Origin of the sequence: Pandoraea anapnoica (genome assembly GCF_902459765.1) — a bacterium.
In the GTDB taxonomy this organism is placed as follows: domain Bacteria; phylum Pseudomonadota; class Gammaproteobacteria; order Burkholderiales; family Burkholderiaceae; genus Pandoraea; species Pandoraea anapnoica.
This window is the reverse complement of record NZ_CABPSP010000014.1, coordinates 207,332-220,492: the sequence shown is the minus strand read 5'-3', so window position 1 is coordinate 220,492 and position 13,161 is coordinate 207,332. Positions and strand designations below refer to the sequence as shown.

Annotated in this window: 14 protein-coding genes; 2 read left to right on the top strand and 12 right to left on the bottom strand. The window is 61.6% G+C overall.

Annotation, left to right across the window (positions count from 1 at the left end):
• Positions 1-244: 244 nt before the first annotated feature.
• The 8 genes from PAN31117_RS21630 to PAN31117_RS21595 all read right to left on the bottom strand — a co-directional run bounded on the left by PAN31117_RS21630 (position 245) and on the right by PAN31117_RS21595 (position 8,520).
• Positions 245-1,285: a CobW family GTP-binding protein gene (locus PAN31117_RS21630; protein ID WP_150740012.1), complete on the bottom strand. Its 1,041-nt coding sequence runs from the start codon at positions 1,283-1,285 to the stop codon at positions 245-247.
• The gene (locus PAN31117_RS21625) at positions 1,275-2,885 is read right to left on the bottom strand and encodes an amidohydrolase family protein (protein ID WP_150740011.1); all 1,611 of its coding nucleotides are present in this window, start codon (positions 2,883-2,885) and stop codon (positions 1,275-1,277) included. Before PAN31117_RS21625 ends, PAN31117_RS21630 begins: the two co-directional genes overlap by 11 nt.
• Positions 2,886-2,891: 6 nt before the next feature.
• Positions 2,892-3,878 carry a DMT family transporter gene (locus PAN31117_RS21620; RefSeq protein ID WP_150740010.1) on the bottom strand — a complete coding sequence of 329 codons (987 nt, stop codon included), beginning with the start codon at positions 3,876-3,878 and terminating at the stop codon, positions 2,892-2,894.
• Entirely contained in the window at positions 3,875-4,216 is a 342-nt protein-coding gene (locus PAN31117_RS21615) for a GAF domain-containing protein (protein ID WP_150740009.1), read from the bottom strand. Before PAN31117_RS21615 ends, PAN31117_RS21620 begins: the two co-directional genes overlap by 4 nt.
• A gap of 1,095 nt (positions 4,217-5,311) precedes the next feature.
• Positions 5,312-5,566: a hypothetical protein gene (locus PAN31117_RS21610; RefSeq protein ID WP_150740008.1), complete on the bottom strand. Its 255-nt coding sequence runs from the start codon at positions 5,564-5,566 to the stop codon at positions 5,312-5,314.
• 117 nt (positions 5,567-5,683) lie between these two features.
• Complete coding sequence (groL, locus tag PAN31117_RS21605) at positions 5,684-7,306, bottom strand: chaperonin GroEL (RefSeq protein WP_150740007.1); 1,623 nt, start codon at positions 7,304-7,306, stop codon at positions 5,684-5,686.
• Positions 7,307-7,393: 87 nt separating this feature from the next.
• Complete coding sequence (locus PAN31117_RS21600; RefSeq protein WP_150740006.1) at positions 7,394-7,711, bottom strand: co-chaperone GroES; 318 nt, start codon at positions 7,709-7,711, stop codon at positions 7,394-7,396.
• Positions 7,712-7,884: 173 nt separating this feature from the next.
• Positions 7,885-8,520 (bottom strand): diguanylate cyclase, encoded by a 636-nt coding sequence (locus tag PAN31117_RS21595; RefSeq protein WP_150740005.1) that lies wholly within the window; start codon positions 8,518-8,520, stop codon positions 7,885-7,887.
• 194 nt (positions 8,521-8,714) lie between these two features.
• Here PAN31117_RS21595 and PAN31117_RS21590 point away from each other — a divergent pair, with 194 nt between their 5' ends.
• Both PAN31117_RS21590 and PAN31117_RS21585 read left to right on the top strand, forming a co-directional pair.
• Entirely contained in the window at positions 8,715-9,155 is a 441-nt protein-coding gene (locus PAN31117_RS21590; RefSeq protein WP_150740004.1) for an Hsp20/alpha crystallin family protein, read from the top strand.
• Positions 9,156-9,217: 62 nt separating this feature from the next.
• Positions 9,218-9,637: an Hsp20/alpha crystallin family protein gene (locus PAN31117_RS21585; RefSeq protein ID WP_150740003.1), complete on the top strand. Its 420-nt coding sequence runs from the start codon at positions 9,218-9,220 to the stop codon at positions 9,635-9,637.
• Between the two features lie 146 nt (positions 9,638-9,783).
• On the opposite strand, the gene PAN31117_RS21580 is transcribed toward PAN31117_RS21585, so the two are convergent.
• From PAN31117_RS21580 to PAN31117_RS21565, 4 genes are read right to left on the bottom strand one after another with little or no spacing between them, the layout of a single operon-like run.
• On the bottom strand, positions 9,784-10,698 hold the full coding sequence (locus tag PAN31117_RS21580; protein ID WP_150740002.1) for a sulfurtransferase: 915 nt from the start codon (positions 10,696-10,698) through the stop codon (positions 9,784-9,786).
• A gap of 44 nt (positions 10,699-10,742) precedes the next feature.
• Positions 10,743-11,561: an ABC transporter permease gene (locus PAN31117_RS21575; RefSeq protein ID WP_150740001.1), complete on the bottom strand. Its 819-nt coding sequence runs from the start codon at positions 11,559-11,561 to the stop codon at positions 10,743-10,745.
• On the bottom strand, positions 11,554-12,354 hold the full coding sequence (locus PAN31117_RS21570; protein WP_150740000.1) for an ABC transporter permease: 801 nt from the start codon (positions 12,352-12,354) through the stop codon (positions 11,554-11,556). Before PAN31117_RS21570 ends, PAN31117_RS21575 begins: the two co-directional genes overlap by 8 nt.
• Complete coding sequence (locus tag PAN31117_RS21565) at positions 12,351-13,160, bottom strand: ABC transporter ATP-binding protein (RefSeq protein ID WP_217429692.1); 810 nt, start codon at positions 13,158-13,160, stop codon at positions 12,351-12,353. The genes PAN31117_RS21570 and PAN31117_RS21565 overlap by 4 nt, the downstream gene beginning before the upstream one ends.
• Between the last annotated feature and the right edge of the window lies 1 nt (position 13,161).

Sequence of the window (13,161 nt, the reverse complement as noted above, 5' to 3'; positions counted from 1 at the left end):
ATGCCGTAGACCATCGTATAGCCCAGTGCAATGATCGCGTAGACGCTGCCAAGCACGAGGCCGTTCAAGATTTGTTGAGTCAGAATATCCATACGAGATTTCTTTTGGTTGATTTGGATGAATCAGCACGGCGGCGAGAATCGCCATGCCGCTCCACTCGTGGATTGCGACGCCAAGACGCCACGACTACCGGAAGTCGAGCATGTGAAAACGGATCATTGATGGAGGGGAAACGGTGCGGAGCTCAGGACGAAGGAAAAAGCATTAGCGGACGTGTAAAGCGAAATCCAACGTCACCGGAGGACGTGCTACTGGAAAACGTTGATACCTGTGGCGGAGGCAGGCGTGTCGGAATGGCGAGCAACGCTTTCGCATCCGTGTCCAACGCGATGACCACAATTTGTGAGCGCGACGAAGGCGCGACGATGCGCTTCGGGAGATCGAAATGCTGTCCTACGGCTTGTATCAGAACGCCGTCCGCGCAATTCTGGACATGCAGAATGCCTTTGACGCGAAGCAACCGTCTGTCTAGAAAACCGGCGACATTCTCCATCCAATCCGAAAACGCATGCCAGTCCAGACGCGCTTCCCAGGAAAGGGTGAACGCTCTCACGCGTGCATGCCCCCCGGGCAGCCCAATCCGTGTCATGGCGGAATCGAAGACGAGGGGCGTCGCTTGCGTGCCCGCCGAAAACGCGGCCGTTGCGCGGCGCGTCCGGTCGCGTTCCACGATGCACCGCGAGAGCGGCGCCAGCAGCCTGATCTCATCCAACGCATGCAGGCGCTGCGCCTCATGGCACAGATCGAGTTTGGTGACGATCACCGTATGAGCACCGCAGACCTGTGCTGCCAACAAGGGGAAATCATCGCGATTGATCTCATTGTTAGCCGCGTAGGTCGTCACAACGCGTACGCGCATATCCAGTGACGAAAGCGCCGAGAGAGCTCGCATCACGCCACCGGGGTCGGACAACCCGCTGCACTCGAGAACGATCCTGGAAAATGGCACATCCGTCGTCTCTTGGCGAGAGGCAATCAGCGATTCCACGGTGAACTGGAGATCGTTAATCAGACTACAGCAGACGCATCCATTGCCAAGCGTCGCCATGGGAACACCGTCATGCACCGCCAGAATCGCCCCATCGATGTTCACTTCCCCGACATCGTTGACGATGACTGCCGTGCTCTCGTCCGCCCCTTGCGCGAGGAACTCAGACAGCAGCGTCGTCTTTCCGCTACCGAGAAACCCGGACAGAATGACAAAATCCGTGGGCTCAGGCTTCATCGAACGCCTCCCGCGCTTTCGCCTCAGCGACCATGGCTTCGACGTCGGCGAGTAATTGGCCCGTTTCGAACACGACGCCGCATTTTATGGTGTACCGGAGGCAACGACGCCAGTCGCCGACCTGCCTCGCCTCGTCAAGCCGCAGCGCGCCGGTACCGTAAAGTTGCTTGAAGTCATCGAGCGGATTTGAGTCGTGCACAAGGAGGTCGGCGCGCTTACCCACTTCCACTGTGCCAACGCTCTCGTCGATGCCCAGCAACTCCGCACTGGATTGCGTCGCCGCTCGCAACACTTCATGGGGATTGAATCCCGCCTCCTGAAGCAGCTCCAGCTCGCGTACGAAGCCAAACCCGTAAACCTGGTACATGAAGCCGGAATCGCTGCCAGCGCACACACGTCCCCCGCGGTTCTTGTAGTCCCGGAGAAAGTGCATCCATAGCCGGAAAGTCTCGCGCCAATCGACTTCGTTTTGCGTACTCCATCGATACCAGTAAGCCCCGTGCCCTCCGCGGTGCGGCTCGAAATATCGCATCAGGGTTGGATCAGTGAAGCGGTCATGCCAGTCCGCGCGACGGGTTCGCATCAGATCGCGATTGGCGTCATAGACATTTAATGTCGGGACAAACGTGTGACCGACCTCAAGGAACGCGTCGAGAACGTCGTTCCATTTCGCACTTCCTGGCTTTGCCGCCTGCAAGAACGTCGTCCCGGCGGCAGAGAACCGCAGATACTCGTCGTTGTAGTGATAGTCGGTGGGGAACGACTGCACGGTGCGGTCGTCGAATAGCGCTTCGGGAAGCCCGTATGAGTGCTCCGAGCTGGTGAGACCCCAGCGAGCGGTGGTCAGTGCATTCATGCGACTCACCGCCAGCGTGGCGTGATGGCAGCATGTCCGCAGCCCCGCCGCACGCGCTTCGTCAAGTGCGGCTTCCATCACGGCTGGCGGCGCACCGAAGAACTTCACGCCGTCGGCGCCCGCATCGGCAATACGGCGAATCCACTCGCGCGCCTGTCCCGGTGTGTGAATCGTTTTCAAGTAATCATTGATCGCGGGGAAGTAGGCATACGCGTAAATAGCCGGTGCCGCGATCCGATGCTCGGCAGCCGCTTGCTTTTGAGCCAGCGTCCACGCGAGGCCATTGAAGCAACCTGCCTCGCGGATGGTCGTCACACCATGCGCAAGCCAAAGCTTGTACACATAGTCTGCGCTCGGCATTACGCCGCGAGCCGCGTGAAACGGTGCCCCGATGTGGGCGTGCGCGTCGACGAATCCCGGCGTCACGAACTTGCCGTGACAGTCGATTTCGAATTCCCCCGGCGGCGGCCGTCTTTCCGGTTTGATCGCAAGCCCCGGCGCGCCCACGCTGACCAGATCGGTAATGACCCCGTCCTCGACGACGACGTCGACATATCCCCACGGCGGCGCACCGGTCCCATCGATCAGCGTGGCCCCTCTCAGGATAAGCCGACGGTGCGGGCCGACGCCGCGATCTCGGCACGTCGCCGGTGCCACGCCTGGCAACTTGTACTTGGCGAAGCCCGCGACAATTTCCTCGCCGATGGCGATTCGATGCCCGGCGTCAGATAGGTTCGAAGTCATGATGTGCTATTGCAAGGAGTGGGACGGGGACGTCCGGGTGTTACGGTCTGCCCGATTGCCTATTGCGACGGCAATACTGACCAGCAGTGCACCCAAAAGCGCCGCCGAATCGACGCCGCGCCCAAGAAATAGGCCGACAAACAAGGTTGAGACAATCGGAACGGCATACGCCAGGATCGCGATCTGGCTCGGCCGCCCGCGCTTGATCGCAAAGTCCCACATGTAAAACGTGCCCCCCAGCGGGCCAAGTGCAAGGAACGCGAGTGTTGCCCATTGCTGTACGCTCAAGTCGCTTACCCCGATCATCGAGGCCGTACCCGCGCGGCCTAAACCGACCTGCAAACCCGCATACAGCAATAGCGCCAGCACACCGGCCAGCAAGCAATACAAGGCGACGGTCGACGTGGGCACAGAACTGCGCTTGCGAGACCACACGGTGTAGTACGCCCAGATCAGGCCAGAGATAGCGGCGAGACAGAATCCCGCCCAGGTGCTATCGGAAAACGCCGGACCAGAGGCGATACATGCCACCGCGCCCGAAAATCCGCATACGGCAGCAAGCACGTGCAGGATTGAAAGGCGATGCTCCCGTAGCATCACCGGCGTCAACAGGATGATGAAGAGCGGCCAGAGGTAATGGAGAAGACTCGCGGCGACGGGGTCCGCCCATTGCAAGCTGAGGAAATACAACGCGTGATAACCAAACATCGAAAGCGTGCCGATGACAACCGCACGCCAATCGAGCGTTCGCCACCGGATCCAGGGCAACCCGATGACACCGCCGCCAGTCAGCGCAATGCCAGTGACGAGTAACGGTGGAACCATGCTTAGACTGACGACCGATACAGCCAGAGTGCTCCAGATAAGCAACGTTAGAATCGCGACAAATAGCGCCAGATGCTGTGGATTCGTTGTCCATGGTCCGCGCGCGCTTTCGCAGGTGCCATGAACCTCCCCCACTGCCATCAGTTGACTAGCGGCTTCCGGGCTCATCTCGACGCCCCCTGTCCAAGCGTAAAGACGCCGCTCATGAGCAGCGCAATCGCCTCCACTTGTGCCAGCGCATCCTGATCGACCGTCGGTGTCTCGAGAAGAAGCGCGAACGCGCCCACCGTGCGACGGCAGACGACAACGGGAATATTGACGAGTGTGCGAACGCCAAGTGACTCGAGCAGTGCGTAGTCGGGAAAGAAGTGCATCAGACGCTCATGACCTGAAGCAATCAACGTCCGCTGGTCGATCAGCACGTATCGGGCCCAATCGCTGCCCGTCAGATGCTTCCAACCACCGACTGGGTATGCCGTGGGAATGGTCGAGAAGACTCGTTGCACATCGCCTATCTGTGGCTCACCAACCGCCCCCGCCGCATCGGGAGCCCGGCACACTAGCGCCGTGAGGTGGGCGAATGGCAGTATCGGACGCACGATGCTGCTCCACGCCCCAAATCCCGCTGTCACGGACTCCGCCTGCCGGATCTGCGTTAGCAGAGCACTAGCGATGTCGTCCCGATACACCCGGCTTCCCGCGACGGTTGGCGTAGCATCCGCAGACCGGCTCCCGACGAAGAGCGAACCCGCCGATATGACGCCCGCAAAGGCAAACTGTCTTCTGTGCACAGATGTCTCCTCGCGTTGAATTTACGTACGAGGATAGGCAATCAAAAGTTCCGGGACATCAAACACAAGCTACGATTTTTCGCGTCCAGATTCGTACTGTTCGCACAGTCTGCCGAATTCGCGGCGCAAACTAACGTGCGGGGATGCTGAGGAGACGCTCTATAAGCATTCGATTTGCGATTCGATTCAATTAAATCAGGAGTCAACGAATATACCCACGCGTTGATCTGGCTAGACATATCAATCCAGATTGATGAGCATGAGTCTGCGTAGCAATTGCTCGGACACTCAGTCTAAGATTGGCTTTGAACGTCGGTCCGATCTGCCCCGTGCTGGGATTGGCGAAGCTTGCCTTTGAGTTGACCTGTCGATCGAGCTCCGACGTTCCCCGAGCGTTGCCGGGCCCAGCGTGTGTTACCTAATAGGAGCTTTGTTCTGCACCACGAGTGTCCTGTCCAGCGAATGGAGTTGGCGATGCGTCCACGTCCAGGGAAACGCATGTGGACGATCGAGCGATTGAAGGCGAAGTCATTCTGAGTGTCAATACGAACCTCGATACCTCACCCGCGGCGACGCATATGGCTCAGGACGCCTGAAGGATGAGGATGGCGGGGCAACCGCGCCCATGTGCAATCCACATATGCACGCGTCCGGGACGCTTCGGCGGAGGCAACGACGCTCCTCTCATTGCGACACCCTGCGCGCTCTGGCTTCGGCCCGCAGCTCGCACTCGGGAATCGAGACCACGCGGGGAGAACGAGCAAGTCCCGTCCCGGCGCTGCGACGTACAACGCCGGGACAAAGTGCGCTTCATCTGTCGACCATCAAATACCGAATGATGAGCGCCGGGTCGGCGATGTCGAGTATGAGACGGCGGAAAATCCGCTTTCGCATGTGTTCCTCGTCGAGCAGCCACGGTGAACCTTTCTCGCTGAGGTATTGAAGGATGGCCGCCTGCTGATCTGCATTTTCGGGAAGATCTAGCCGGAGCGCGAGCAGTCCGGCGATCACGTCGTCGATCTCGATATCGAGCGGTCTCGCGTCGATGATGAGTTTCAGGTGCATGACCCCCTCCGTAAGAAAAGCGGCGCGACACGCGAAAAGCCGCGGGCCGCGCCGAACGGGAGTTACGCCAGCCAGACAACTAGCTGGCTCGTGAATGGCAGATCAGACGGCTCAGCCTCAGTAGTCGAGCTCCGGCACGGGTAACTGCGCGGGTTTCTCATCCTTCGGCGCTTCGGCGACCGTCGCGTCCGTCGTGAGGATCAGCCCGGCGATGGAAGCCGCGTTCTGCAATGCCGTGCGCGTGACTTTGGTCGGATCGACTACGCCGATTTCGACCAGATCGCCATATTCGCCGGTGGCCGCGTTGTAGCCGAAGTTCCCCTCGCCGTCGCGCACCTTCGCGGTGACGACCGACGGTTCGTCGCCTGCGTTCGATGCGATCACGCGCAGCGGAGCTTCAAGCGCGCGCAGCACGATCTGGATACCGGCGTCCTGATCGGCATTCGCGCCTTTCAGATTCGACACGGCAGAGCGCGCACGCAGCAGGGCAACGCCGCCGCCCGGCACAATCCCTTCCTCGACGGCCGCGCGCGTGGCGTGCAACGCGTCGTCCACGCGATCCCTCTTCTCCTTCATCTCGACTTCGGTCGCAGCGCCGACCTTGATTACCGCAACACCGCCCGCGAGCTTCGCGACACGTTCCTGCAGCTTTTCGCGGTCGTAGTCGGAAGTCGCCTCGTCGATCTGAACGCGGATCTGTTTCACCCGCGCCTCAATGCGCTTCGCGTCGCCCGCACCGTCGATGATGATGGTGTCTTCCTTGCGCACTTCCACGCGCTTGGCACTGCCGAGGTCGTCGAGCGTGGCCTTTTCGAGCTGTTTGCCGGTCTCTTCCGAGATCACAGTCGCACCGGTCAGAATCGCGATGTCTTCGAGCATCGCCTTGCGCCGGTCGCCGAAGCCCGGCGCCTTGACCGCGACGACCTTCAGGATGCCGCGCATCGCGTTGACCACGAGGGTGGCAAGCGCTTCGCCTTCGATATCCTCGGAGACGATCAACAGCGGCTTGCCCGTTTTCGCGGCCACTTCGAGAATCGGCAGCAGGTCGCGAATCGCAGAGATCTTCTTGTCGTGCAGCAGGATCAACGCGTCGTCGAGGTACGCCGCCTGCTTCTCCGGATCGTTGACGAAGTATGGGCTCAGGTAACCACGATCAAACTGCATGCCCTCGACGACGTCGAGTTCGTTCTCGAGCGACTTGCCGTCCTCGACCGTGATCACGCCCTCCTTACCGACCTTTTCCATGGCGTCGGCGATGATCTTGCCGATCGCCTCATCCGAGTTCGCGGAGATCGAACCGACCTGTGCGATCTCCTTGTTGGTCGAAATCGGCTTCGACAGCTTGCGCAACGCTTCGAGCACTGCGGCCACCGCCTTGTCGATGCCACGCTTCAGATCCATCGGGTTCATGCCGGCCGCGACGTGCTTCATGCCTTCCTGCACAATCGCCTGGGCGAGAACGGTAGCCGTCGTGGTGCCATCGCCAGCCACGTCGGCGGTCTTCGACGCCACTTGCTTGACCACCTGGGCACCCATGTTCTCAAAGCGGTCCTTCAACTCGATTTCTTTCGCAACGGACACGCCGTCCTTCGTGATGGTTGGCGCGCCAAAGCTGCGCTCGATCAGCACATTGCGCCCTTTCGGGCCGAGGGTCACCTTCACCGCGTCGGCCAGCACGTTCACGCCCTTGACGATTCGGCTGCGGGCGCTGTCATGAAATTTGACGTCTTTTGCACTCATGTCGTACTCCGGGAAAAGTTGTCGACTCAGCACGTCGCGAACCACCCATGAACGGGATAACGACGATGTTCGCGACCTTTCGGGATGTCAGGCGGCCTTGCGCTCGGCGCCATGATCGGCGTCCAGCACGCCCATCACGTCTTCTTCGCGCATGACGAGCAATTCCTCGCCATCGACCTTGACGGCCTGGCCGGCATACTTGCCGAAAATCACCCGGTCGCCGACTTTGAGCTGAAGCGCGCGCTGCGTGCCGTCCTGCAGCAGCCGACCGTTACCGACTGCGATGACTTCGCCCTGCTCGGGCTTTTCCGCGGCGGAATCGGGAATCACAATACCGGAGGCCGTCGTGCGCTGCTGTTCGATTCGCTTGACGATAACCCGGTCGTAGAGGGGACGAATCTGCATTTCCATCTCCTAAGCGATTGATCACCAAAAGGGAATCCGGCCTCGCGCCGGAGCGGCAACATGGTGCGTTGCCCCGGCGCGCAGGCCGTGCCAGTGTCTGGCGAAAAGCAAAATAAAGGCGCGTGGCGCGCGCTTCAAGAGGCCGCGAAACGATATATTTGTAACAAAATGTTTCAACGCAACAGGACGCGGCGAACGGTCCCCAACCGGTAGACGGTGCGACCCGCCCCCTCCGGCCGACGCGGTTTGGGCAGCACCGGGCAAGGCAACGGGCGGCCGCCATCGGCGTTGAGCGTGTCGTCCGGCTCGTCGAGCGCTCGCCATATTCCGCCCTTGACCGGACGGAACAGCCACCGCACGTAGCCCTTGCGCGCGGCAATCTGCATGAGTGCTTTGCGCTCGGGTGCGGCGTCGAGCAGGTGCTGATCCGCAGGAACATCCTCGCCGTAGTCGCCGAACGCCTGACGGCACGCAAGTGCCTCGGCGGCGGACGCACCGATCACGGCACAGGCCCGCCGCTCGATGCGCTCGACCTCCCACGCGCCGAGTCGCCACGCCGCATCGAGGAGTGCGGCGTCGACGGTCTCGAAGCGATGCCAGGGTTGCGTAAGCTGGAGAGCGGACCCCGGCACGGGCCGTGCGGGAATCTCGACGCCGGGCAGTTTGAGCGGAGTCGCTCGTCGGAATCCGTGCCAGTGAAGGATGGCGACAAGCGGGGTATTGACCCGTGCCACGGCGGTGACGGTAACTGCATAAAGCGGCAGTTTCACGGTATCCATCTGTTCACGCAGGGTATCGAAAAAATCCATGAAGCCTCCTTGCAACAACATGCGTTGCTACCTCTTGAAATTTTCGCGCGGTGACCTATTTTAAATCTCGCTCAGGCAGTCGCGGTTCACGCGCTGCGTGTTTCGATTTGTCAGTCTGCGGTCTGTTGCGGACGGGTGAACTGGGGCACGTATTCCGGTTCGACCTCCATACAGGCCCCTGTAAGGAGCCAACCATGAGTGATCTCTTTTTCGGTACCGATCTGCTGGGCGAAATCAACCGCCTGCAACGGCAGATGGACAGCCTTTTCACGGGATTCCCCGCCAGCCTGCGCGCAACGCGCACCGGCCTGTTCCCCCCCGTCAACATCGGCAGCACCGACGACTCGATCGAGATCGTCGCGTTTGCACCGGGTCTCGACCCTGAGCACATCGACGTGTCGATCGACAAGGGGTTGCTCACCCTCAGTGGCGAGCGCAAGGCGCCAGAGCGGGCGACGTCCGAGGACGTGAAAGTGTATGCCGCAGAGCGCTTCACGGGTGCGTTTCGGCGCGTAATCGAGCTGCCGCCGCACGCGGACCCGGACAACGTTAAGGCCCGATACGTGAACGGGTGCTTGAAGATCAGCATCGGTCGCTCGGAGGCGTCGAAGCCCCGCGCGATTTCGGTGCAGTGAGCACATCACAGATATCGAGGCTGACGGGCATGACGCCCGCCCAGTGAATGACGGAGGACATCATGAACAGCAACACCGAACTGAGCGTACCGACAAAGCAAGCCGGTACAGCAACCACCAAGAACGATAACGAGCAGGCCAGCGAATCGCGCACCCGTCTCGCGCCTGCGGTCGACATCTTCGAGGACAGCCACGGCATTACCCTGTATGCGGACCTGCCGGGCGTGGCGCGCGAGACGCTGGACGTGCGGGTACAGGACGGGAATCTGAGCATCGAGGCGCAGGCGGTCGTGCCCGCGCCATCGGGGCTGCGACTCCAGCATGGGGAAATTCGCAACCCGCACTTCGCGCGCACGTTCACGCTGAGCTCGGATTTCGACGTGTCGCGCATCGATGCCCAATTGCGTGAAGGCGTACTGAGGTTAACGATTCCGCGTCGCGACGAGGCAAGGCCCCGGCGGATCGAGATTACCGCAGGCTGAGTAACATCGGGATGGATCGGACGGGCGAGCGGGCCGCTCGTCCGTCGTAATTCGCACAATCGGCGTCATTCGGCGTTTCGCTTCGTCCGTGTTCTGGCTGACGAAGCGGTGACGGCGCGGGAACAGCGCAGTGAGGAACGGAGCCGCTAACCCGCTGTAACCTCAAGCTGCATCGGGAGCTCCGGTTCACTGCCCCACTCCCCGAGCGATGCGTCGTAAAGGTGCACGTTCGGATGCGCTATCTTCATGAGCGCAAAGACTACGAGGCTCGCCGACACCCCACCGCCGCAGTATGCGATGACGGAGGCATCATCGTTGATGCCCGCCGCTGCGAAGCGCGCACGCAGCGTGTCGTCATCGAGAAAACGCCCGCTGGCGGCGTCGAGCAAGCTGGCGGCCGGGATATTGATGCTCCCGGGAATGTGACCAGCCCGCCCCTTGCGCGGCAGCTCCTCGCCGCTGTACTGCGCGGGACGAAGTGCGTTGACCAAGCGCGTCAGGGCGTCGCCACTCACAACACGTTCGACGTCTTCGCGCTGCGCCACATAGGGCTGTATCGGCGTCGGCGTGAACTCGACGCCCGCTGCGCGCTCGCCAACGACACCCGCGCCCAACTCGACCGCGCGACCCTCGGCAATCCATCGCGACCACCCGCCGTCGAGCACGTGCGCATTCGTAAATCCATACGTTCGCAGCATCCACCAGACGCGCGTCGCCCACCAGATCGAGCCAGTGCTGTAGATCACGACCAGACTGTCGTCGCCGATACCCAGCGCTTCGACGGCAGCCTTGAAAGCCTCCGGCGGTGGCAGCATTAAATGGAATCGATGGTGCCGATCCGAGAGCTGCGCATCGATATCGATGAACCGGGCACCGGGGATGTGACCAGCCTCGAACGCGGCGCGCTCCGGCTGCACGCGCTGCTGAATCACGGGATCGACCACCATCGTGGCGCTGCAATCGAACAGACGTAAATCCGGTCGGTGCAAATTTTCCGACAACCATTGTGTCGAGACCAGAAACCCCGGGACGATCCCGGCGGAAGATGCTTCATGCGACATCGAAAACTCCAGAAATTCAGCCTGTCCTAGCCCTCATCAAGCATTCATGCCTCGGCCCAGGCTGCGAAGCGGCGCTGCACGCGGGCAATAGCAGCGTCGGCCAGATAACCGACGAGCATCGTGACCAGCACGTAGGCGTACACCTGCGCCGACTGAAAATAGCGCTGCGCCTGCACGATGGCTTCGCCCAACCCGCCACCGGTGACCATCTCTGCGGTGAATACGGTAATCAGGCCGATCGGCAATGCAATGCGAACACCTGACAGCAACGCCGGTACCGTGGCGGGCAAAACCACGTGGCGGAACAGCGCGCCCTTTCGGGTACCCAGGGACTGCGCAGCCCATCGCAACTTCGGCGAGACCAGCGATGCCCCCGACTCGGCGGCCACGATGAACGGGAACACGCATGTGGCGAACACGAGCGCGATCTTCGACAGACTGTCCATGCCGAGCCAGACGGTAAACACCGGGATCAGTGCAATTTTGGGCAGCGGGAAACCGAACGCCACATAAGGCGAAAGCAACCAGCGGCAAACGCGAAATTCGGCCATGGCGAATCCGAGCGGAACGCCCACGATGCCCGCCGCGACAACGCCCACCACCGCGCGCAGCACGCTCGTGCCCAAGGTCGCCCAGAGCTCGCCCGAGACGACGAGATGCACGAGTGTCGCGAATACGACGCTCGGTGACGGCAGGAAAACCGCCCGAACCCACTCATGGGCAGTGGCGAGATGCCATCCGCCGAGCACCGCGAGCAACACCAGCCAGGGCTGCGACAGGTGCCATAGCCGACGCGCCATTGTGCGCGCGCCGGGCGATCCCGATGGGACGGAGACTTCCGTGAATTCGAGCGTGTCAGCCACGTCGCTGTCCTCGTTGTCCAGATTCGTGCCAGCGCAACAGGACACTTGTCGACCCGCGCAGCGAGGCGTCGAGCGCGTACGCCACGACCGTCGTCACGAACAGCGCCGCGAACAAATAGTCGTAGCTGCCCTGATCGCCGTACTGGCCGATCAATTTCCCGATGCCCTGATTCGCAACGATCATCTCGCAGGAAATAGCGACCAGCAGCGTGAACCCGAGAGCCACCCGCACGCCGGTCAGGATCTGAGGCAACGCTGCGGGCAACACGACACGCCACAGCAAGCCCGCCCGCGACGTTCCCAGAGAGCTCGCGCTCCATAGCAAAACACGCGGCACTTCGCGCGCGCCACGCAGCGAATAGACGATCAGCGGCAACGCCGCAGTTATCGCAATGACAATGACGTTGGTCGCGCCGCCCACGCCGAACCACAGCACCAGCAGTGGAATCAGCGTCGTTTTTGGCAACGCATACGTGCAACGCACCACGGGCGTGACAATGCGATCGAAGACAGGCAACAACGCCATCGACAGACCAAGCGGCACGCCCGTCAGGATGCCTGCGGCAAGTCCCCACGCGCCGGCGCGCAACGTCGCGAACAGGTTGACCCCGATCTCGCCGGTGCGAACCAGATGCATCGTCGCACGCCAGATGTCAGCCAGCGATGGAACAAAGCCGTCGGCCAGCCAATGGGCCGACGCGGCAGCCTGCCAGGCGACGAACAACACCGCGACGGCCAGCAACCCGGTCAACGCAGGCACGCAGCGCCGCCCTGCCGCTAGCGCAGATGTCATGACGGCTCCTCCGTCGGTACGCCCCTCACCTGCTCACGCACCGACATCCAGACGTCGTTGCGCAGTTCGGAAAAGCGTTGCGACAGCATGGTCGCCTCGCGCCCGAGCGTGCGATCCAGATCGACGTCCACGCGTTTGACGATTCGGCCAGGCCGCCGTGACATGACGTAGATCGTGTCGGACACATAGACCGCCTCGTCGATGTCGTGCGTGACAAGTAACGCCGTCTTGCCCGAACGTTCGAACAGGCGTAGCAATTCGTCCTGCATGAATTCACGCGTTTGCGCATCGAGCGCGCCGAATGGTTCGTCGAGCAGGAGAATCTTCGGATCGCTGGCGAAGGTGCGTGCGAGCGCGACACGCTGACGCATGCCGCCCGAGAGTTCGCGCGGATAACGCCGCTCGAAGCCCTTGAGATGGATGAGATCGACATAACGCGCAACCGTCCGTTCGATCTCGTCGCGGCTCGTACCCTTGCGGCGCAGGCCGTACGCGATGTTCTCCGCGACGGTGAGCCATGGGAACAGCGCGTATTCCTGGAAGACCACCCCACGGTCGACACCCGGCCCCGTGATCCGCTCGCCAAAGGTCGTGCATACCCCGTCAGAGGCTTCAACGAACCCGCCGAGGATGTAAAGCAGCGTGCTCTTGCCGCAACCGGAAGGGCCGACGAGCGAGACCAGTTTGCCGGTCGGGACATCCAGCGCAATATTGTCGAGCGCGACCACGCGCTCGCCGTCCCTGTCGAAGACCTTCGACAGACCGGCGATGCGGATGGCCGCCATGGCGTCATGCACGGTGCTCATC

What these genes read in the sequence shown, in the direction of transcription:
- PAN31117_RS21630 (WP_150740012.1), bottom strand. Translation starts at nt 1,285, where the DNA reads ATGAAGCCTGAGCCCACGGATTTTGTCATTCTGTCCGGGTTTCTCGGT.
- PAN31117_RS21625 (WP_150740011.1), bottom strand. Translation starts at nt 2,885, where the DNA reads ATGACTTCGAACCTATCTGACGCCGGGCATCGAATCGCCATCGGCGAG.
- PAN31117_RS21620 (WP_150740010.1), bottom strand. Translation starts at nt 3,878, where the DNA reads ATGAGCCCGGAAGCCGCTAGTCAACTGATGGCAGTGGGGGAGGTTCAT.
- PAN31117_RS21610 (WP_150740008.1), bottom strand. Translation starts at nt 5,566, where the DNA reads ATGCACCTGAAACTCATCATCGACGCGAGACCGCTCGATATCGAGATC.
- groL (WP_150740007.1), bottom strand. Translation starts at nt 7,306, where the DNA reads ATGAGTGCAAAAGACGTCAAATTTCATGACAGCGCCCGCAGCCGAATC.
- PAN31117_RS21600 (WP_150740006.1), bottom strand. Translation starts at nt 7,711, where the DNA reads ATGCAGATTCGTCCCCTCTACGACCGGGTTATCGTCAAGCGAATCGAA.
- PAN31117_RS21595 (WP_150740005.1), bottom strand. Translation starts at nt 8,520, where the DNA reads ATGGATTTTTTCGATACCCTGCGTGAACAGATGGATACCGTGAAACTG.
- PAN31117_RS21590 (WP_150740004.1), top strand. Translation starts at nt 8,715, where the DNA reads ATGAGTGATCTCTTTTTCGGTACCGATCTGCTGGGCGAAATCAACCGC.
- PAN31117_RS21585 (WP_150740003.1), top strand. Translation starts at nt 9,218, where the DNA reads ATGAACAGCAACACCGAACTGAGCGTACCGACAAAGCAAGCCGGTACA.
- PAN31117_RS21580 (WP_150740002.1), bottom strand. Translation starts at nt 10,698, where the DNA reads ATGTCGCATGAAGCATCTTCCGCCGGGATCGTCCCGGGGTTTCTGGTC.
- PAN31117_RS21570 (WP_150740000.1), bottom strand. Translation starts at nt 12,354, where the DNA reads ATGACATCTGCGCTAGCGGCAGGGCGGCGCTGCGTGCCTGCGTTGACC.
- PAN31117_RS21565 (WP_217429692.1), bottom strand. Translation starts at nt 13,160, where the DNA reads ATGAGCACCGTGCATGACGCCATGGCGGCCATCCGCATCGCCGGTCTG.